At 38.3% G+C, this 22,261-nt stretch carries 11 protein-coding genes; 5 read left to right on the top strand and 6 right to left on the bottom strand.

Annotated elements, in window-relative coordinates; genetic code table 11:
• A complete protein-coding gene (locus tag G7062_RS02305) occupies positions 1-1,104 on the top strand; it encodes an ABC transporter ATP-binding protein (protein WP_166064311.1) in 1,104 nt (367 codons plus the stop codon).
• A gap of 298 nt (positions 1,105-1,402) precedes the next feature.
• Here the strand turns inward: G7062_RS02305 and G7062_RS02300 are convergent, their stop codons facing one another.
• Positions 1,403-14,266 (bottom strand): hypothetical protein, encoded by a 12,864-nt coding sequence (locus G7062_RS02300; protein WP_166064310.1) that lies wholly within the window; start codon positions 14,264-14,266, stop codon positions 1,403-1,405.
• Between the two features lie 459 nt (positions 14,267-14,725).
• Here G7062_RS02300 and G7062_RS02295 point away from each other — a divergent pair, with 459 nt between their 5' ends.
• From G7062_RS02295 to G7062_RS02285, 3 genes are read left to right on the top strand one after another with little or no spacing between them, the layout of a single operon-like run.
• Positions 14,726-15,403, top strand: a complete 678-nt coding sequence (locus tag G7062_RS02295) for a response regulator transcription factor (RefSeq protein ID WP_166064309.1) — start codon at positions 14,726-14,728, stop codon at positions 15,401-15,403.
• Positions 15,393-16,778: a HAMP domain-containing histidine kinase gene (locus G7062_RS02290; RefSeq protein ID WP_166064308.1), complete on the top strand. Its 1,386-nt coding sequence runs from the start codon at positions 15,393-15,395 to the stop codon at positions 16,776-16,778. Before G7062_RS02295 ends, G7062_RS02290 begins: the two co-directional genes overlap by 11 nt.
• A complete protein-coding gene (locus G7062_RS02285; protein WP_166064307.1) occupies positions 16,768-17,484 on the top strand; it encodes a hypothetical protein in 717 nt (238 codons plus the stop codon). Before G7062_RS02290 ends, G7062_RS02285 begins: the two co-directional genes overlap by 11 nt.
• An 8-nt stretch (positions 17,485-17,492) precedes the next feature.
• Here the strand turns inward: G7062_RS02285 and G7062_RS02280 are convergent, their stop codons facing one another.
• Positions 17,493-17,729 (bottom strand): hypothetical protein, encoded by a 237-nt coding sequence (locus tag G7062_RS02280; protein ID WP_166064306.1) that lies wholly within the window; start codon positions 17,727-17,729, stop codon positions 17,493-17,495.
• Positions 17,730-17,866: 137 nt separating this feature from the next.
• Between G7062_RS02280 and G7062_RS02275 the strand changes: the two genes are divergently transcribed.
• Entirely contained in the window at positions 17,867-18,955 is a 1,089-nt protein-coding gene (locus G7062_RS02275; RefSeq protein WP_166064305.1) for a C45 family peptidase, read from the top strand.
• A 29-nt stretch (positions 18,956-18,984) separates the two neighbouring features.
• On the opposite strand, the gene G7062_RS02270 is transcribed toward G7062_RS02275, so the two are convergent.
• The 4 genes from G7062_RS02270 to G7062_RS02255 are packed head-to-tail and all read right to left on the bottom strand — an operon-like array spanning position 18,985 to position 22,168.
• Entirely contained in the window at positions 18,985-19,638 is a 654-nt protein-coding gene (locus tag G7062_RS02270) for a hypothetical protein (protein ID WP_166064304.1), read from the bottom strand.
• 1 nt (position 19,639) lies between these two features.
• A complete protein-coding gene (locus G7062_RS02265) occupies positions 19,640-21,013 on the bottom strand; it encodes a sensor histidine kinase KdpD (RefSeq protein ID WP_166064303.1) in 1,374 nt (457 codons plus the stop codon).
• On the bottom strand, positions 21,000-21,674 hold the full coding sequence (locus G7062_RS02260) for a response regulator transcription factor (protein ID WP_166064302.1): 675 nt from the start codon (positions 21,672-21,674) through the stop codon (positions 21,000-21,002). Before G7062_RS02260 ends, G7062_RS02265 begins: the two co-directional genes overlap by 14 nt.
• A gap of 23 nt (positions 21,675-21,697) precedes the next feature.
• A complete protein-coding gene (locus G7062_RS02255) occupies positions 21,698-22,168 on the bottom strand; it encodes a hypothetical protein (RefSeq protein ID WP_166064301.1) in 471 nt (156 codons plus the stop codon).
• Positions 22,169-22,261 lie beyond the last annotated feature (93 nt).

The raw sequence follows: 22,261 nt of genomic DNA, 5'->3' as shown, positions 1-22,261 counted from the left end.
ATGGCAGAAATTACATTAAAAGGAATTCATAAACGCTATGAAAAGAATACACGTTACAGTGTGACTGATTTCAACTTAGAGATTCAAGATCATGAATTTATTGTTTTTGTTGGTCCATCAGGATGTGGTAAATCTACAACACTTCGCATGATTGCTGGCTTAGAGGACATTACTGAAGGAGAACTCTTCATTGATGGCGTCCTTATGAATGATGTTGAACCCAAAGATCGCGATATCGCGATGGTGTTCCAAAACTACGCACTTTACCCTCATATGAGTGTTTATGACAATATGGCATTTGGTCTTAAGATTCGCAAAACACCCAAAGATGAGATTGATAAGGCAGTCAATAATGCTGCTGAGATTCTTGGACTGACACGATACCTTGATAAGAAACCTTCTGCATTATCAGGTGGAGAGCGACAACGTGTTGCCTTGGGTCGGGCGATTGTTCGGGATACAAAGGTATTCTTAATGGACGAACCTCTAAGTAATCTCGATGCCAAACTTCGTGTTGCCATGCGTGCAGAGATTACAAAATTACACCACCGACTCGACAGTACAACCATCTATGTAACCCATGATCAAACTGAAGCGATGACCATGGCTGATCGTATTGTCATTATGAAAGATGGCTTTATTCAACAAGTTGGTTCACCAAAAGAGGTCTACAACCACCCTGAAAACATGTTTGTTGCAGGATTTATTGGAGCACCTGCGATGAACTTCTTCCCAGTCGAGCTTAAGGAAGGTTCAGTGCTCTTTAACGGCGTTTGCTTACCGCTTCCTGAGGGGAAACAAAAGCTTCTATCCGCTGCTGGTTATAATGAAGGCAGTACACTTACAATGGGACTTCGCCCCGAAGATATTCACGACGAACTACTCGTCTTAGAATCCCACCCCGATAGTGTCCTTACTGCAAAGGTTTCTGTTTCTGAATTACTAGGTTCTGAGACAATGCTTTATGCAATAGTTGGCGATACTGAATTTATTGCTAAAGTTGGTGTCAACCAAGCCTATGCTCCAGATCAAGACGTAAGCCTATCCTTTAACCTCAATAAAGCTCATTTCTTCAATACCGATACTGAAATAGTAATTAAATAATAATCAAAGACGTCTTCGAAAAGACGTCTTTTTTGACTCTAAAAAAAGGTATCCTTTGATTGATTTCGAAGAATACCTTAAGTTTACGATGCTTAAGTTTTATACAAATACTTAGTCTATCGTCAGATACTAAACAGAGGGCTAGAGAGCAATTGCTCTTTTCGAGATAGCTCCTTGTTCAATATTTGAGTACGTATGAATTGCATGTTCAATCCGACGACACTTTCGAGAGTTGTGAGTCGTGATTATCAATGAGATGAATAACTGGCACGATAGTCCAGTCATTCATTCTCTAATTCTAGTGTATTTCGTGTTCTTTCTTTCGTTTTAATAACGGAAGTATTCCAACAATTCCAAGCAGAATTAAGGATGAACCCAGTGGAACAAGATGGTAATCTTGGACTCCTGTTGCAGGTAATTGTGGACCTGATGGCGGTGGTGTACCACCATCAGGGTTATCAATTTCTTCAGTAATTTTCATATTAATTGTACTGTTGAATGAATATACTTTCTTTTGGTCATCATTTCGTAACATTCGCGCCTTAGGAGATTGGAGAAGCTCAACAGAGTAGTTTAGATTTACTTTGTAGAGTCCGCCTGCTTTTACAGCTTCAATACCCTCGACAAGAACATTGATTGGACCAACTTCAGTACCCGTTTCTTCAATAATTGCTTTAGCCCCTGAGCGTTTGATAATTTCTTCTTGGAGTGTTCCCGAAGCTTTATATGCATTGAACTCCTCCATCGTCATTTCAATATCATTCGCTTCAAAGATGACGACACCGGTTACTTCTGCAGTTACCGTTACACTTGTACCGCTTGCTAATATAAACGTAATATCATAATATCCCAATGTATTTGGTAATGATGTTGTCATTTCAATAGCACTTGCTGGTAGTTGTAAACCAGGGTTTACGGTTTCATCATACGCTACAACTCCTGCCAATGCCATCATTTCTTCTTTTGATAGATCTTTGAATGGAATGACAAAGTCGTTTGCAAAGATTGCATCAACATTTGGTTTCGTTGTCCCTTTCGAGTAAACGGTAACCATGACTTCGATTTCAGTTCCCTTCACTGTTGTGAAGATAACTTTGTGTTCGCCAACTCTTGTAGGCAATTCTGATTTAATACTAATTTCGCTTAGATCGAGTTCTCCAATATTATTTGGGTCACTCACATCAAATGCACTGACACCTGAGAGTTTCTTGAACGCATCATCGGAAATATCCTTTAATGCAATTGGGAAGTCGTAGGCATTCATGGATTCCATGTTTGTTGGATCGAGCTTGTTGAATACAGTCCCCACCACAAGATCAATCCTTAGGTTTCCTGAGCGAATTGTAATTTCATTAACACCCAACTCAAGTGCATCAGGTGTTGCTACCATTTCTGCAATGATAGGTTGCTTGGTGATGGTATCGTAAACTACAGCTTGCGCGTGTTCTACAATCGCATCGCTATCTTGTACATCTGCAAGCTGAGCCGTAAAGTTGTGTGCATCAATTGCTGTTTTCGTGATTGGATCATAGTCATCGTAGATGTCTCCAATCACTGTTTCTTGTAACGCTGTTCCAGTTACTGTGAATTCGACGTCTTGGTTTTGACCAACGGCGAGTTTTGTAGGGTCGGTAACAACGTTTGCGGTTCCTACTGAAGTGTAAGTTGTAATGTCAATGACATCAACTTCTGATGATGCGATAATGCCCGCTTGGTCTTTGACATCTGCCACTTTAGCGACAAAGTCTTGGACGTTGAGAGCAAGGTTACCATCAATCTTCGTGAAGACGTGTGCAGTAACTTTAATTGTTTCTGTCTTTTCGCCCACCGTGGCTTTGAAGATAACATCATGATCACCAATTACTTCAGGTAAGTCTGTTTCAAGTGTTGTTGCGATTGGTTGTGGACCATTCTCAGCAACATCACTCATGTCCCATGCATCAACACCAGAGAGATTTCTAAATTCGAGTTCAGAGACATCTTCCAATTGAATGTTGAAGTCATGTGCTGTTAGTGCAATATTTGTTTCTTTGTTAAATACTGTTGTTACATAAGCAGTAACCTCATAGGTTTCACCCGCTGCTGTAAATTCAATCGTATGGTCACCCACCGTTGTAGGAAGGGTTGTAATACTAATGTCTTCAATAACAGTTGGTGCTGTTTCAGGTAATCCTGAAATATCCCATGCTTTAATATCGGAACCGAGTTTTACATTGGTTTCTGAGACATCGTCTAATGCAATCGCAAAGTCGTGTCCTGAGAAGGCAACATCGCCCACTACTTGGTCAACAACATACGCTGTTACTTCAAATGTTTCATCCCCTGCTGTAAATTCGATTGGATGTGTACCAACTGTTGTTGGTAGTTTTGTAATCGTAATGTCTGTGATTGCGGTTGGTGCACCACCTGGTACAGCTTCCACATTCCAAGCTTTAACTTCTGATTTGCTCTTAACGTTTGTTTCGTTTACTTGATCGAGTTCAATAACGAAGTCAATACCTTCAAAGGCAACCGAACTATTTGGCTTGTGTTCATTCATGACATACGCTGTTACTGGATATTCATGACCTTCGACTACGAAAGTGATGACATGTGTTCCTACAGTTGTAGGCAATGCTTTCTTGAATGTTGCAGTGTCTGTGACATCTGTTGCTGCTTGTGCAGGAACATTGGCAACATTGAGTGCTTCAAAGTCTGACTTAGCGATAACGTTTTCACGGTTTACATCGGCTAAGTTAATGACAAAGTCATGACCTGAGAAGGCAATGTTTCCTTCACGTTTGTTGGTTACATACGCTGTCACTTCATATTCAGCACCACGAACCACGAATGTGATTGTGTGTGTTCCCACGGTTGTAGGAATTGCTTTTTTCGTTGTTGCTTCGCTTGTGATGTTGACTGGGTTTGCACCAGGGACAACAGACGTATCGAAGGCTTTGAAGTCTGATTCCGTAATTGCAGCTGGTAAGTCAAGATCGTCCAATTCAATGACGAAGTCGTGACCTTCAAAGGCAACTTTCTTTTCTGGATCATTTTCATTTACAACATAAGCAAATACAGTTTTTGTCGTGCCTTTTTCTGTTATAAATTTAATTGCATGTTTTCCTAATGTTGTAGGAAGTGGTGTTATGTTCTTGTCGACAGATACGCCATCAACGATTGGAGTAATGATTGGTTGCTCGGAAACATCATAGGCTTTGGCTTTCGCTCCGTCAATAATGTTCTTCTCACTCACCTTATCGAGTTCAATCATGAAGTCGTAGGCATCCATTGTTTCTTCATTCGTTGGGTTGTATTCTTCGAAGATGTTTGCTTTCTTCGATGTTGAAAGGCTTGAACCGTACGTATAAACGACATCTTGGTCTTGACCTACTGGTAATGGGTAATTGGTTGTTGATGCATCAAGGTCTGCGCGAACATCGCCTGTAGCAGCATCATATACCTGTGCTTGCCCTTCCGCAAGAACTTGAACTTCTGTCTTCACATCTTCTACAGATGCGACGAAGTTATTGGCTTTGAGTGCTAATCCTGTTAGTGGATCAACATCATCATAAATATGAACTGTTTTGGTAATATCAACACCATAGGCTGCAGAGTAGAACATCACGTGTTGGTTTTCACCCAAGCCAAGTTTTGTTACTTCTTCACCATCAATGTAGGTTTTGATAATGTCTTTTTGAATTGGAACTAGTTTGTTATCAGCAGTCTTGTACACTTTAGCATTGGCTTTAGCGACAATATTGGCTGTTGATTGTACTTCTGTTTCCTTGGCGTAGAATCCATTGGCACGGATTGCATATTCGCCACCGATTTCATCAAAGACATAAACTGTTACTTCTTTTTCTGCCGTATCACGGGGTTCTGGACCTGTTGTCACGGTTGACGTTAAGGTTATCTTGAACTCTGTGATTGGACTTTGTGTCAAGTCATTCAATTGATCAATGACATCTTGGTCAGCTTTGAGATCAACGGGTAGTCCTTGGTTATGAACGGATGATGCATTCACTTTATTAATGAATCCTTGCTCATCCATTTCTTGGGCTTCTTCTAAAGTAATGGCTACCTTAGCATCGGCTGTAATTGTAATGTTTGTCTTTACAACTGTAGCAGTAACTTCTTTGTAAGTTCCTGCAACTGTTTCAAAACGAACTGTTATGGGACCTGCTTGAGTTGGCATTGTAGTTGGTTTCACAACAGACAATGTTACTTCAGGTGCTGGGTTTACACTTAAATCTGAAAGGTCATACGCATGTGCTTCTGCTTTAAGTTTGAAGTTCTCGTTTGATAATTCACTTAAGGCGATTTCGAAGTTGTGTGCGTTAATTGCTTCTTTAGTACTTGGATTGTAGGAATCAACAATGTTTCCGAGAACGGTGATTGTCTTGAATCTTCCACCAGTCAAGCCGGCTTTGAATACGACATCACGTTGTCCAAGTTTGTTTTCTTTACCTTCGCTAATCGTAATTGCATCTGGATCAATGGCAGCAGGTGCTGCATTCGGTAAGACCGAGATGTCCCATGCTTTAACGTTAGCGGCAGTTTTCATATCTTTTTCGATGTCTGTAATCGTGCTTGACTCTAAGACAAAGTTGTTTGCTTTCATTGCAATCATGTGTGTTTCATCGATTTCATCGAAGATATACACTTTGACTGTTTTTTGAGTTGCATCATCACCTGTGACTGCAGTTGCATTGATCACAAGATCGAGTGGTGCAACGCGTGCTTCTGTAACTGCGTTAATAGCAGCGACTTGTTGGGCGTTGGCTACTAAGTTGACACCATTGCCTTCCAGTGTTGCGCTTGCATGTGCATAACCGATTAAGTCATCACCATTTGCTGCTTGTGCTTGTGCAACTGTTAAGACGATGTTTGCATCAGCATTCATCACAATGTTTGTATCGGTAACGTTCATGATTGAGGTGTCTGTTGTACCGTCAATTGCGAATGTCACCGTATGTTTCGCAACCGTATTCGGTAGCGGATTAGGTGTGATGGCAATGTCTTCTTCATCGAGTTGAGTGACATCTTTAAGATCACTAATATCCCATGCTTTCACATGTGAGAGTTCTCTTACTTTTTCTACAGATACTTCTTTCGAAGCAATTGTGAACTCTGCATCAACATCTAAGGCAACCGTTCCAGTAATCTTTGTAAATACATACCCTGTTACTGTGATTGGTTTTTCTTGGTCCGTTGTGCGGGCTGTGAATTCTACCTCACGCTCGCCGAGTTCCTTCGTACCACCATCGGTAACAAAGATGTTTGAGTCTAAGATTTTACGCGGTCCATTTTCAGGAAGTGGTGACATATCCCATGCCTTCACTTCAGCTTTATTCTTTAAGTTTTTGTCATTGACTTGGGCTAATTCAATAGCGAAGTCGTTTGCATTAATAGCGATGTTGGTTGTTGTATCGTAGTCGTCAACGATATATACATTGACACTGCTTGGTACAGCTTCATCGCCGTTAAGTGCTGTTGCATTGAAGTTAATTGCGATGGCCCCTTCTTGTGCTGAGAACACCGATGTAATCTTCGCAAGGTCTGCTGTTGTTACGAAAGGTGTAATGCTTTCAGCTCCGAGATTCGCTGTAGCATGGGCTCTGGCAACAAGGTCAGTAGAACTTGTGTTCTGTGCATCTTCAAGTTTTATAACAATATTTCTATCATTGGTTAATGTTACCAATGAATTCACAATCTTCATTGCGGTATTTGTAGTGATAGGTTGATTCTTAATACCGAATACAACCGTGTGGTCACCCACTGACGTAGGAAGTATTCCCTTAATTTCGCGTTGATCATCTGCAATTGCAGTAACGTTTGATGGATCACTAATGTTCCATGCTTTCACTTCTGCAAGACGCAAGACTTCATCAGCTGTAACAACTGTCTTCGCGATTGTTATTTCTGATTTGGCATCAATTGCATAATCACCGTCAAGCTTTGTAAAAACTGTTCCGGTAACTTTAACTGTATTGTTGCCACTATTTGTTTCAGCCTTGAATTGAACTTCACGTGCGCCAAGTTTCTTATCAAGTCCTTTTTCAATCGTGATTGAATTACGACTAATTTCTGTCACGTTACCATTTGCGATATCTGTAAAGTCCCATGCTTTAACATCGGCTTCTGTTCTAAAGTTCGCTAGGTTTACGTCTTGGAGCGCAATCACAAAGTCATTGGCTTTAATTCCAATCTTCGAATCTGTGTCGAAGTTATCCACAACGTAGACATCAAGTTCAATTGGTAATGTGTCATCGTTTGTTGCTGTTGCTGTGAATGTAATTTTAATCGGTGTATTCTGTGCTGCAACCAGTTTCGTCAATTTCTTGAGTTCGTCTGATGATGCAACAGGAATAATCGTTTCTGAACCAAGGTTTGCTGACATATTTGCTTTTCCAACTAAGAATGTTGAATCGGCTGTCTTAGCCTCGTCCAATGTAATAACAATGGCTTTATCTTGTGTTACTTCAATTAAGGAGTTCACAACATTTAGTTTTGTTTTTGTTGTAACTGCTTGATCCTTAATACCAAAGATGACTTCAAATCCTGTTGTCTCTTCTGTTGGTAAAGGAAGATTTGTAATGATGATTTGATCATCATTGATTGGTTTAATATCGTTAGGGTCGGTGATATCCCATGCTTTGACGCCTGCACCATCTTTAACGGTTTGTGGAGAGACTACACTTTTCGAGATTGTAATTTCTGCTTTTGCGTCAAGGGCGTAGTTGCCTGATTTGCTGGATACAATTGTACCGGTAACGATTGCGGTTCCTGAACCTTGTACACCTGTAGCTCTAAATGTTACAGGACGTGCGCCCAGTGTTCCTTTTTTCTCACCTTCCAATCCTTGCGTTACTTGAATGTTATCGCGGTGAATTGGCGTAGGTTTGACGTTTGGTAATGTTGAGAAGTCCCATGCTTTGACATTTGCTTCTGTTTTGAAGTCTTCTGCGTTTTCTTGGGTTAATCCTGCGACGAATGAGTTGGCTTTAATTCCGACCTTCGTTGTTTGATCAAACTTATCAACAATATATACTTTAATTTCTTTCGATGTTTTATCACCCTTGTCTTGACCTTTGAATTCTTCGGCTTTAACGACAATGGTAATTGGCTCCTCTTGTGCCTTGGTAACGCTTGTAATTTTGAGTACTTCTTCGGCATCAATGAATGGTGTTAATGGTGCACCATTTAAGGTTGCACTGGCACGCATTGCAAGAAGCAATGAAGTATCACTTGAATCTTTAGCTGTCTGGACATCCATGACAAGGAATTCATCAGCAATTAGTTTAATACTTGTACTCACAACATGACCGACAGATGTGATTTCTGCTTGACCAGCTGTGGTTGTTTTGAATTTGAATGTGACATCTCCTGCTTCGGTTGGAAGCGTTGTTGGGTCAACCACATCAATGCTTGCTAATGGAATTTGTACCGCTTCAGCTGGATTCGAGATGTCCCATGCTTCAACATTTGAGTATTCCTTTAACTTATCTTTATTCATTTCTGGTAATGCAATGGTGAATTCTGATTTGGCTGAGATTGCTTCGTTGCCAGAAATCTTATCGAAGACACTTGCATTAACCTTTGTTTTAAGGTTTGCATCATATTCAATGGTAACTTCTTGGTTTGCACCTTTACCGAGTTTGTTCGGTGTTGTCGTAAATGCAACGGATGGTCGTTTCACGCCAGTCGCTGCTTCATAGACGGATGCTTTCGCTTTTCCAGCGATTTGTGCTGATGTTTGAACTTCACTTGGTATTGCTGTGAAGTCTTCAGCGATAATTCCCAGACCATCATGCATTGTGTCATAGACATTCGCATTGATTGTCTTTGTGAGTGTTGGTTTGCCAACAACCGTAAAGATTACTTGTTGGTTAACGCCTGCTTTTAAGCTTGTAACCACATCAGTACCAATCTTATGTTCGAATGATAATGTTGGGTCAATTGTGTTTGTTTTTACATTGTAGATTTGTCCGCCAGCGGCTGCGTTAATCTTAGCTGCTGTGTTGACGTTATCTACAGATTCCACAATGTTATTGACGATGATACCGTGATCACCATCGATGAGTGTATAGACATTTCCTTTAACACTCTTTGCGAGTTCTGACATTTCTTTGTTAGAACGACGTCTTACTGTGAATTGAACATCTTGTCCTAAGCCTTCACCTAATGATGTCGGTGAGACAAGAACTTCGGCATCAGTTTTTGTAATATCTGTTCCCGTTGCAAGATCGGTAACTTTTACTTTCGCTTGTTCAATCAATCCTGCTTCATTTTTTACTTTATCTATAGTTGTTGTGAATCCTGCGGCATCAATAGCCCAGTTAAATTGTTCATCAACATCATCATAGACAGTGACTTTGACTGTAACAATAACGAGATCTGATGCGTTACCTGTAATGTCTTTAATATAAACATTGATTGTATAGGTTCCTGTTGTATCGAAGATGATGTTTGCGAAGTCATCAGCTTTAAGTGGCATTTTACCCGCTACTTCTGACGCCTTATCGTTATCACTACGAACAACGGTTCCAAATAGGTTTAAATCTTTTTCCATTTGATCCAAGGTTAATGTCTTTGGATCTGCTTTGGAACTGTTTATTTGAATTGTTTTGTTAGGGATTGAAAGTGTTGGTACTTCAGTATCATTCACAACATAAGTAACTTGTGTTGCGGGTTCTGAAATATTTTCAACAGTATCCTGAACTGTCACTTTCACAGTATAGGTTCCAATTGTTGTGAAATCAACTTTGTCTAAATCTGCGAATGTGAATTTTGAAATATCTGTAATTGGGTTATTCAGTGCATCTTTGGCTGTAATACCAAATGTCGTAATGACCTGTGCACCTGTTGGGTTTGTAGCCGTCTTCTTAACGTTAATAGTTGTGGAAGTTGGCTTGCTTGTGTTAATTGTAGGTTTGTCTGTAGCACCTGCTCCAAGAATATTGAATGTTCTTGAGTCAGTTGCTTCATTACCTGCGGCATCTTTAATGGTTAGTTTAAATGTATACGAACCAGTGACGCCAGCTGTCTTTAACTCTGTCAGTGCTGCAGCAATTGTGTTTTGTGCAGTACCTGTTTTCTTAGTTGAACCTGCAGGACCTGTAATTTCCCATGCTTGACTTACAACTGCAGTGACTAAGTCACCAGTTGTATATGTAATATCTGTTGGGTTCTGACCTGCATTAACTAATAGATTTGTAATCGTAGGGGCCTGATTATCTGTAATGTAAATGACATTGTTTTCAGATTTGATTCCTGGCTCCATTGTTACTCTAAGCGTCCCATCATTTGGTTCTGTATTTTTCGGAGCAAATACAAATGCTTTGCCAGTATTATTGGTAAATTTCAATGTGTATTCATTTGCGGTAGTTAGAACAACATTTGATAATGTGAACACTCCAGCATTTCCTGATGTCGCTGTCCCTAATTTCGTAGCGCCATCATAGATTTCAATTGAATAGTTCTTTCCATAATCAGAAGCAACATCGACCCCTGCTTTATCGACAAATTTTACTGAACCTGTAATAGGAGTAACCACTTTTATAGCGCCATCGATGTTTTCAATTGCGATAGATCCAACTGCTGGAACATCACTTAACTTAAATGAGTCTTTTCCACCAATTGTCAGCCACACATACTTTGTAGGATTTGTAGCATCATTAATTACTTTATTATCTCCTGCTGTAACTCCACTTCCGTTTTCTGGGAGAGTCACACGAATTTTATAGTAATCGTTTGCGTTTGTATCTTCATTATAAGGCAAGTTACTAAAACCAAATGTACCGGTAACCCCCGCACCACTTGTTGTTGTGGTTGTCGAAGCAACAGCAGTTCCTAAATCACTATTCTTGAATAGTTCAACTGTCAATTGGTTTAGACCTGCATCTACGCCATCCTTCTTACCGTTACCGTTTTGGTCGATATATACGGACCCCGACAATTCACCGTTGTTTTCTGGTTTTGTTGCCTTGACTGATGTAACTGGCATTTCATATGTTTTAGATAGTGTTGAACCACCATTTGAGTATTTACCCATCAAAGCAACTGTGTTGTTTGCGAGTTCATCATTTCGAGGTGTACCTAATGGTAAAACACCTTGGAATTCGAGTGTTAATTTATCGCCCGGTTTAAATTTTGTTCCAACCAGTGATATTTTGATAGATTTGATATCAGCACGGTTTGCTGGTGCTTGAGTACTCCATCGACCATCACCTGTTACTGCATTACCATTCTTATCAAATCGATCAGGATTGTATGTTGTTGCATACTGTACAAGTACCGCCGACTCAACACCATTAATCATTGCCTTGATTGGTGTATTTCCAAGGTTAACAACGTATTGCGATCCTCTTGAACCACTGTTAATAATGTATTCATCATTTTTATGTGGAAGAATATCGATGAGATCATATGTATCAAATGTTGTTGTTGAGGTGTTTGTAATTTCATACTTATAGTCAATGGTACTGTTGACCATACTTGTACTTATTCCAGATCCCGTTAGAATCCAGTCTGAATCAAGTCCACCTTTAGACCAAGAAAGACCTTGAACATCATCATTTCTTACAATTTCAATTTCTTTGTCAAGTTTGAATACTTTACTATTTGATGACCCAATTGCAGATTTTACCTTAGCATCAAGTGTTGATTCGACAATATCTGTCATTAAAGTTTGTCCTTCTAGTAAATCAGAAGACAACGAACCAAAACCAAATTCTATCTTGTGTTTACCAGCGGCCAATGTCGAGCTTGTAAAGCCTAGTCTCGCATTGAGAAAGTCGAAATTTCTAAGCGTATCTGACTTTAAAGGCTCATTTGTCTTAATCAAATATAAATCTCTTGATTCATCCAATGAAATCTTTTCGAGTTGGAGATATTGATAGGTCATAGACATTTGGGTAAGCTGTTCATCGTTAATTGATGCACCTGGTTTTATTCGATACCCTCTTATTGTCTCAGAGGCAACTGCTTGAACATTTATTTCTTTCGGGACAATAGCATACATATATGCGTTGTCTAGATTTCCTCCAAGTAAATTACCAAGTCTTAGTTGTTGGCTAAAATTTACGTTTGTCACAGGAGTTGTTGGAATCTGACCACTACTTGCATTCACACCATTATAAACTGACGCTGTTATTTTCGAGGGTCCAGAAATTGTATTAGTATTGATTCCAGTAACCGTATTTTTTACTGTGTTTTTCGCTAGATAATCAACAGTGTTACCCTCTGTATTCACGAACGTAATTTTGCTAGGCGCTATGTCAGCTTTTTCGTCTGTGCCTAGTCCAATATTCTTAAAGACAATCAAGAGTGATGCATAGTCATTTGATGTAGCGGAAGGAAGTCTTTGTTTGATTTTTAGCGATGTGATATTCGCTATGCTACTTAAATCCGCAAATGAACTTCCGGTTTGTCTGATGAAAGTTCCAGAGTTATTCACCTCATAGTAATACTCAAATGTTGAGAAAAAACTAGCAGGACCCGCGCTCATCATCATCGGCTTGAGTTTTGAATTTATTGGAATTATTATTTCCATATCCTTCATTGGGTTCGGACCACTCTTAATCTGTGGTGTTATTGTATATGAGAATGACTCGTTCATACCAACGTTTTCTTTTGACAATACAGGATAAACATACATTGATGTATCGTGTAGAACACCAATTTCTTTCTTAAATGAATACAGATACTCAGATCCATTATAAACATGATACTCTGTATTGTAGGTTTTCTTTTGAGCGCTAGACGGAACACTGCTATCCTCGCGAACATATAGCTGCGATAGTGTTCTCTCACCAAATTCCATTCTAATGGAATTTGAGGTCGTTTCTGTAATTACACCTCTGTTGTAGTCAGTTAACCCTTTATCTGCCTCAACATACATGCTTTTGCTTGTTGACCAGTTCTCCTCTGTTATATCCTTTACGATGACTAAGTTCTTAAAATATAGTTCCGGAAACTCTGTTCCAGCCTTTGAGCTTAAATAGTACCTATTGTAAACTGTAGTACTAGCCACTTGACTAAATCTCCAGGGAGTAGCTGTTTGATTCCACGTTGCGATATTAGTTGGATCCGCATTAATTGTTCCATGCTCTGTACCCACTGTTGTAATATTCGCTGTTGCAACTTTCGCATCTTCATATGGTTTCGTATTTGCTAAATCAGAAAAACCTGTCCAACTTGCATTAATTTTAAATTGCTCTCCATTAACTGCATCCATATATGGTTTTGCTTTAAAGTTAAACGTTGATGTACCAGAGAATGGCTCGTTATACTCCACAATAATTCTGTTATTTTTACTATCATAGACAGCACTTTTTGATCCATTTGGTTTACTGAAACTTTGAGTATCAATTAGCAGGTTAACTCCTGTAAGATCAATTATCAATTTTGGATTGTAAATAACTGTTGCTGTATTTAGTCCAACGGTAAAACTTACATCGAGAACCGTTCGATTCTGGATATCCAAGTTTGCTGGCGATGTTAAACTGGTTGAAATCGTCAACCCTGACTGACCAGCGAAATTTCCAATAACTGGTTTTTCTTCCTCTATTGGTTCTTCAATAGGAGTTTCAGGTTCTGACGGCTCTTTAAATTCAGGCTCATCAATCGATTCCACATCCGTAATCGCGTCAACTTTAACCGTAAACTTATAAGTTTCATCACGCTCTACAATCTTAGTTTCTGCATCAGTTTCTTCCGCAAGTTGGGGTTCTTCTAATGCTTCATCATTCTCAACAGTAACCTCATCCGAATTTACGGGTTCTGGTACTATCTCTTCTTCTTTTTCCACAGGAACTTCGATCTTGATTGTATAATCTATCTTAAATTCATAATAACCATTTTCATTTACGGTATATGTGTATTTATGATCGTCGTTGTCAGGATTTACTTTGGATCCTTCAGTTAGGTCTTCCACTGTATCCTGTCCTGGGAAAAGAATATCATTTATTTCTATATTCTCTTCTTTTTCTTTTAGAGAGACAATGATCTCGACATCGTTGGTCTCCTGATTATAGTATTTATCGACAACAATATTAATATCATCGTTACTGTACTCATCTTTTTCTTCAGCACTTACGCTATAGGCTGTAAACGAAGAAAATATGAGTAACAATGCCATTGATAGTTTTGTACATCGACTACTAAATTTCTTAAACATGCAATTCCTCCTTTTTCTTTAAACACTCGACAATCCCATGAGGCTCGAAAATCCTCATCGGGTGTCATGAGTTTGTTTTAGAACTTGTGTTTATTCTAAACATACGTATATCGATAGTTATACACTGGCATTATATTCACATCGTTTGTATTGTATTCGAGTTTTGTTACCAAAACAGGTGTATATGTCCTGTATGACTCGTTTTTGTGTAATTCCTAACAAACCTAACACACGTCTTAACACTGTCTACAGAATAAACTTGTAGCCACTCTACAAAGGATATTGCAGTGGTTTTGGCGTAATTTCTAACGGTACAAGTGCATATTTTGACTCTTCATTTTACATAAGTCTTCTTAATAAAACCCTTTAGTTACATTTTTAAACACATACAAGACATTTTCATAACTGCTACTATTATGAGTGATATAATCGATTTATTATGAAAACGGAGGTCAATACATGCAAAGAATACTTTATGTTGAGGATGATTACGATTACGCCTTATACCTCAAAGGCAAATTAGAAATTGAAGGATATAATGTCACTTTGGCACAAAATTCAATCACGGGATTGGAGTCGCTCGCAACAAATCAATATGATTTATTGTTAACGGATTTGCATCTTAATTCAATTAGCGGGATACGCCTTGTGGAAACAGCAAAGAAAATTCATCCACAAATTAAGACGATTATTCTTACAGCCAAGCCAAGTGAAGACACTGAGTTGGAGTCGTTACACTTTAATGTTGACTATTATTTAGAGAAATCTAAGAGTTTGAAAGTTATGTTTAAATACATTCGAACGGTTCTCAGTTCTGCATCTGCATTTGTAAATCACACGCAGGTTTTGCACTCTGATGTAGAATCCATTGTTTTAGATACAAAAAATCGTACAGTTAAGAAGAACAACGATGACTATGCATTAACACCCATCGAATTCTCTCTATTACAACTTTTCTTGGAAAGGAAAAACGAATTGTTGGATCGTGAGGAGATTGTAGAGATTGTCTGGGCGAACGAATCCCCAGAAGATAACATGCGTAAGATTGATGTTCATATCAAAAATTTGCGCGCTAAGATGAATATCTTCTCAATTATCACTATCCGTGGTTCGGGTTATAAATGGAATGAAGCGTAATAATAGACTCTTCTATATTGGCGTTACCTTAGCAATTGTCTATTTAATGATTACAGTTTTTTACTTTTTTAATCTGGTCAGTTTACCCAATCGTTACCGCGCTATTGAAGATGCGACGATTACAGAAATCAACCATACTATTGAGGACACACTAAGTACTTATCCAATAAAGACACAAGAACAATTAAGTATGATTTCGGATCAGTATCCGTCTGATTTTATGGTGCTTCATGGTAATGATGTGGTATACCAGTCTTCAGAGAATTTATCGCCTGGGGCGTTTTATAACGCTGTGGATCCCAAAGCAATCCTGTTTGAGTCAACGGGAGATGTAGTTGTAAACAATAATCGTTTTACAGTCTTGATGCGCTTGTATCAACTTCCCGATGATATCTATATTCTGCCTTTTATATCACAACAAGTTATTATCATGACCGTTTCATTTGTTGTCTTGGTGATTGGATTTATTTTCCTATTTAACTCTCTTCTAAGTCCTTTAGAGAAAATTAAGAAGTCGCTTGGGTATCTAAAAAACTATGATTTTGAAATGGTTGCAGAAGGTAAAGATGTCGTTAACCAGCAGCTAGCTGATCTAACAACACAGCTTAAAACTGATATCAGTACGGCTTCACGTCAGTACACTGAATCAGAACTTGAAATTGAGTCAGCAAAACAGCATCTGAATAATACCCTTGTTGTATCAAAATCATTCATTCATGATTTAAAAACTCCGATTCATCAATTACTTATGATTAATAATGCAATCCTTGATCAAGACGACATTGAAGACAGTCTCTTAGCCTTAGCATTTGAGAATAAAGATCTGAGCCAAAAAGTTATTCTTCGTATTAACGAGATTCTTAAGATTCTCAATGAAGATAACCGTAATAACTTATCTGACCCAGAACCATTCGATATTGTTGCGCTAACCTATCGAACTTTGAGTTCTTTTGGGCAAAGCTTTGCGGCTAAAGACTTAGAAATTATTCTCAATGCGGACGAATCTGTCATTGTGAACTCAAACCCTGTTTTGGTACAGCTCTTAATCCACAACCTACTATCAAATATTGCACATTATGCCAAAAAGAACACAAGTGTCAATATCGCAATTATTGCAGGTGAGAACATCTCACTGGAGTTTACGAACCAAACAACGAATCAAAATTTGAAACGCATGAAACAGAGTCAGGTTCTTTTGAATGCACTCCAAGATGCTCCTGCTAGTGAAAATAAATACAGTAGCGGTAACGGATTGTTCTTGGTAAAGGATTTGGCTAAATTGTTAGATGGAACTTATACAATGTCAACCAGCCAAAACGCTGTCACTATCCGTATTACAATTCCTGCTTTAAGTGGTAACCAAGATGAAGCGTAGACTCTTTATTATCCTTATATCGTTCGTTTTTTTCTTGGTTCCTATATATTCGGAAGAAGAGACTGTCATACCTTTAGACAAAGTCGATGAAATAAACGAACCTGGTGTCTATCACATATCGATTCCTTATGTTGATAACTTGGGGCGTTACTATGAGCAAATTGTGACACTTCGTATTAGTCAGGATGATATTGATAAGGGAATCCAGATTGATACCGAACCTTCTCCGACAATTGAAAAGCCACCTGTTGAAACACTGCCTGCAACTGGGTATACCGAACTACTATCTGCGAACAACATTCAACTTCGGGTTGGTATTACAAAAACACTAACAGACAATGAACTTATTCAAATTGCTCAGGCCAAAGCATGGCGTAGTGACACTTTAGCAGCAATTCCAATTGAAGATGTTGTTGTAAAGAAGACCTCTGATTTAACCTACTCGATTACATTTTCTACAAGGAACGGCGCTACTATCACCATCCACTCGACTGAAACTAAGATTTCTGATGATCCAATTCAATGGGACGATGAAGCAATGGAGTATCGCTCTTTTGAATCATTCACTTACATGATTATTACTATGTCTGTTATTTTCTTACTTCTTGTTCCACTTGGGATTGTCACGATTACCTATTTCTATATCCAAAGAAAAACAAAGAAAGCAGAGCAAACACTCTACTCATCCCAAGCAATAGATCATTAACTGCATTGCTACAATGCAGTTTTCTTTTGGAACAACACCAACATAACGATACCTTCGATGATAATAACAGTACCAAGATAATCTAAATTCCATACCCAGCGTTTCTCGCCATCGCGTACTACACCCAATGGTGGTGTCGCTCCTGCATTAGTCTCTGGTGTACCATGTGTTTGTACAGCAACAGGAAAGATATACAAAAGAAGAGTAAGCGATATTAACGCTACTATGGTTCTTAATTTTTTCATTGTATCTCCTTTTTGTTATTATATTATTGCGAATTTTACCGTGAACTTCATCTTTGACTCGTATAGACGTGTTATTTTACTTTGAACACCAAACTATTCGTGTTATAGTACATTCATTGATTGAGGAGTGTATTATAATGAGAAAGTTAAAATTATCTACAAAGATACTCATTGGTATTCTGAGTGTCTTTATTCTTGTGATTGCAAGCATTGGATTTATCTTCAGAAAAGATATTCAATCCGTGATGACAATTAAAAAAATCGATGACTTCGGCTTCTATACAATGGAGTATAAAGGAGACTATGGGCTCGATAAATTTCTTGCCAGTGGTGCAAAAACTGACGAAGAACTCATTGAATTTGTGTCAAAACAGCTCTTAAAGGGTCTTCCTGTTACAATTGAAGTTCCCGATCTTGGTTGCTCAATATTTACTGCTGACACACCTGATGGCGATCGAATATTTGGGCGCAACTTTGATTTGGACCGCGCACCTTTTATGCTCGTAAAGACAACACCGGACAATGGTTACAAAAGCATGTCCCTGGTAAGCCTAAGCTTCTTAGGCTTTACACAACCCAATGATATGAATGATATGATGAATAAAGTACTGAGTCTTGCCGCACCGTTTATCCCAATGGACGGTATCAATGAGAAGGGACTCTCGATTGGCGTATTACTTCTGGATGATGCCCCTACAAAACAAGAGACGGGTAAAATCCCGTTTACAACAAGCACAGCAATTCGGACAGTCTTAGATAAAGCAGCAACTGTAGATGAAGCAATCGAAATCTTCAATACCTATGATATGCATGATTCGGCAAATGCTAATTTTCATTATCAAATTGCTGATGCAAATGGTAACAGTGTTATTGTTGAATATGTTGATAACCAAATGAACCTTATCTATCCTGAGGATAGTTATCAAACTGTAACAAACTTTTATAAGGCTCCTGGAGAAAAATTCAACATCGGTGACGGTCATGATCGCCACCAACGTATGGTTGATCGCCTAACCGCTACTAAAGGTATCTTGACACCCCAAGAAGGAATGAAACTTCTTGAAAGTGTAATGATGGTTGGTGAGAAAGATGAAGGCTCAGACATCGTCTATGATACGCTTTGGTCTGCCGTTTATAATAACACGCAAAAAACCGTTGATATCGCTGTCTATCACGATTACACATCCATTTACCACTTCGACTTAAACGAAGTCTTTGGAAAATAAAGAAATAACCCGCAGGTCAAACCTACGGGTTATTTTATTTGATACAAGACCTCTTCTGCCTCTTTAATTCGCCTTCCCAATTGGATAAAGACAATTAAGGCAATCACCAAAGGTACCAAGACAACTGCAAATACAGTCAATGAAATCAAACCATTGTTGATAAGGTAATATGTATTGGGGTTTACGACCATATCATCCCACGCAAAATCTACCTTAGCAGACTCTAGAATTGTCGTTCGTGTTGATGTTCCTTTTTTTGTAAAGTAATCAACTTTATAATGGTTGTCCGTTTGTTTGGTTACAACAACGCGATCAATCGGAATCTCTTGACCCGACTCAATATCCCAAGCATGCGCGCCAGAGAACTCAACGAGTTGTTGGTGTGTTAATTGCTCTGTTGCGCCAATACTTAAGCGCAAGTCGGCAGCATCAATACCTTCACCATACGACTTGTTCACAATTGTATTGGGAAGTTCAATCATCAAACGCACAGACTTAATTATTTTCTTTCCATTAAAATCCGTGCTATAGAATTCAACATAATACGATCCCGCTCTTTTTCCAGTTGAAGAAGACTTTTCAGTAATTTCCTCATCGACTGGAGGTGGCGTCTCTTCAGCATAGGTTGCAGGCACGAAAAGGAGTATCCCAAACATTAATGTGAGTAGTAATTTAAGTTTCATGTTAGACCTCCTTTTGAATCGTAATAATAATATCTACAGATTCACCATCAATTTTCAATACATAGCTTCCAGATAGTATCGTTGCTAAGTCTTTAATTAAGAACAGACCGTTTCCACCACTGAACTCGTGACGTCCATCAGACTGATCCATTACGACATTGAATATTTGCTCACTTGCCAACAAGTATTCTGTGTTTTCCAAACTGCTCTCGTTGTGGAAGTTAAATTGAACTTCTTCATTCTCAGCGAAGACTTCTATAATGATTTTGCTCTCGGGTTTTGCATACTGCACCATATTTGAAATTAAGTTATGGATTAACAACTGCAAAGTCGGTTTGTTTACAAAAATATCCTCCATGTCGTCAACGCTAATGTTTACCTTCAGTTTATTCAGGCGAATTGTTGGCTTGAATAAACCTACAGTTTCAATAATCATGGATTCAATTGAGACTGCTTCTTTAGCCTGAATTTCAGTATAGACATCGTCTTTCATCAATCGTAATACATCGTTAAGGTTATGAATCAGTTTGCCGATAACATCATTGTTTATTTCAACAAGTTGTTTGACTTCAGCATTTGTTTCGTCGAGTTGGAAAATGAAGAAATCATTTTCCAAAATGAGTTGATGGAGTGGTGTTTTAAAGTCATGGATGAACGAACGCGATACACTTAATGTGTTATTGAGACGTTCTCGCTCAACTTGAAGTTGGGTCTCTAGCTCTGTATGTTGTCGTGATACAGCATGGATTCCATCTTGGAGTTTATCTGTAAAATCACCAAATTCTTTATTAATCGCATCATCAGAACCTTCAATTTGTTCGAAATTAAAGTCCTGTGCCTGCTCGATTGCCTTGCGTATCTTACGGAATGGTTTAATAAAGATTCTCGATAAGAAAATTGTTGCAGTACTTAACAAGGCAAAGGCAATAATAATTAGGAAAATCTGTTGGTTAAAGAATGATTGGTAAAACGCACCTTCGGGCATCTTATAAATAACATACCAGACATTAAGTACCTTACCCTCATTGTCAAATTGTCCTTTTGACTCAATTAAAGTCATAAATTTATTCGCAGAACCAAACAATTCATCGCCAATTTGATAATTAACCGTATTATATAGGACATCTACACCATCATCAATTGTGATTTCCACAGCATATGTGTTAGTCAAATCATCGAGTTGACCATTCATTTCACTGAGGTTGATTGCAAGAACTTCTTTGATTTTACCTTCAATATCTTTGATATACGCTTGCTCCTTCTGTGCAAAACGTCCATCAAGACTCAACATATTCGCCAAAAAGAGCGCTGCAATAATTACATAGGCAGTCGCTATTAAAGTCGCTAATTGTTTGAGTCTCTTATTCTTTTTCATTCCATTTGTAACCATAACCACGAACTGTCACAATGGCAAAAATGTTCAACTTGTCACGGATATTCTTGATATGTACATCAATAATACGCGGAACAACTTCCATTCCACCCCAGACAGTTTCAATGATATCCTCTCGGGTTAATTTTTCATTTTTTCTCTCTAAGAACATTTGTATAATATGAAATTCAATGGGTGTTAAATCAATAACCTCATCGTCCTTCGTGACTTCATGTGTCTTTAGATTCACTGTAAGATTTTGTGACTTGGATTCCAAGACCACATCTTTATTACTTGTAATTGTTCGTGAATTCAAGACTACTTCAATATATTTAAGCACAAGGTTCATGCTCTTGCTTTTTTCAAGATATAAATCGACATCATGCATCAAGGCTTCCATCTCAGTTGATTCTGCAGGATTCCCTGTCAGAATAATTGTTTTAATATCTGGATCAATATTCTTTGCGGATGCGGTTAACTTAATTCCATCCACTGTATCCAAATACAAATCAGAAACCAATAAATCATATTTATTTTTTGCTAACATTTCCATTCCAGTTATTGAGTTATCTGCGGTATCAACATCATAGTCGTGTCGTGTCAAGATACGCTCTAATAACTTCAAGTATTCGGGATTGTCTTCTACTAAAAGTATTTTGCTCATTGTCTTTCCTCTCAATGCTCAGATTAATATAAACAGTTATATCCGAGTGTCTCATAAAATTCTATGATTGCTTTTGTGTCTTTCAATTTAACACCATCATCACTTAACAACGATGCGTCAATCAAACCGATATCTGTAAGAATTTTTACATTCTCATCATTGATTTTGATTTCAACTTTTTCGCGGTAGTATGCGTCTGCATTGTCTTCGGAAAAATTTGCGCTATACGTAACGCCATCGATATTGTAAAGTTCTTGTAATGTTTCGTTATTTTTATTGACTGCTTCAACATCACGATCGCCAAAGAATTCCTTGGTCAATGTGACTTGTTGAATCATTCCAGTTAGTGCTCCATCTTTTGATTGAAATTCATTGCGGTAAAGTGCGCCATCATTATCCATCTCACAGGAAGCTGTTGTTACAGTCTCAGTTTTACTACTTCCACATCCAACAAGAATCAATAATGTTGCGGCAATCGTAAATATTTTTTTCATAGTCCCTCCAAATTTAATGTGTTTATCGTTATTTGTTAATTCTAAATGTGCAAGAATCATAATTCTCACATTTCTAATTTTAACACGCACATT

The sequence above is a fragment of the Erysipelothrix sp. HDW6C genome (genome assembly GCF_011299615.1).
Taxonomy (GTDB): Bacteria; Bacillota_I; Bacilli_A; order Erysipelotrichales; family Erysipelotrichaceae; genus Erysipelothrix.
Note: the sequence above shows the minus strand (reverse complement) of the source record. Positions and strands in the feature narration are given on the sequence as shown.

Bases quoted from the DNA above. Each gene is read 5' to 3' on its own strand.
- G7062_RS02255 (WP_166064301.1), bottom strand. From the start codon at position 22,168: ATGAAAAAAATATTTACGATTGCCGCAACATTATTGATTCTTGTTGGA.
- G7062_RS02305 (WP_166064311.1), top strand. From the start codon at position 1: ATGGCAGAAATTACATTAAAAGGAATTCATAAACGCTATGAAAAGAAT.
- G7062_RS02295 (WP_166064309.1), top strand. From the start codon at position 14,726: ATGCAAAGAATACTTTATGTTGAGGATGATTACGATTACGCCTTATAC.
- G7062_RS02300 (WP_166064310.1), bottom strand. From the start codon at position 14,266: ATGTTTAAGAAATTTAGTAGTCGATGTACAAAACTATCAATGGCATTG.
- G7062_RS02260 (WP_166064302.1), bottom strand. From the start codon at position 21,674: ATGAGCAAAATACTTTTAGTAGAAGACAATCCCGAATACTTGAAGTTA.
- G7062_RS02275 (WP_166064305.1), top strand. From the start codon at position 17,867: ATGAGAAAGTTAAAATTATCTACAAAGATACTCATTGGTATTCTGAGT.
- G7062_RS02290 (WP_166064308.1), top strand. From the start codon at position 15,393: ATGAAGCGTAATAATAGACTCTTCTATATTGGCGTTACCTTAGCAATT.
- G7062_RS02280 (WP_166064306.1), bottom strand. From the start codon at position 17,729: ATGAAAAAATTAAGAACCATAGTAGCGTTAATATCGCTTACTCTTCTT.
- G7062_RS02285 (WP_166064307.1), top strand. From the start codon at position 16,768: ATGAAGCGTAGACTCTTTATTATCCTTATATCGTTCGTTTTTTTCTTG.
- G7062_RS02265 (WP_166064303.1), bottom strand. From the start codon at position 21,013: ATGAAAAAGAATAAGAGACTCAAACAATTAGCGACTTTAATAGCGACT.
- G7062_RS02270 (WP_166064304.1), bottom strand. From the start codon at position 19,638: ATGAAACTTAAATTACTACTCACATTAATGTTTGGGATACTCCTTTTC.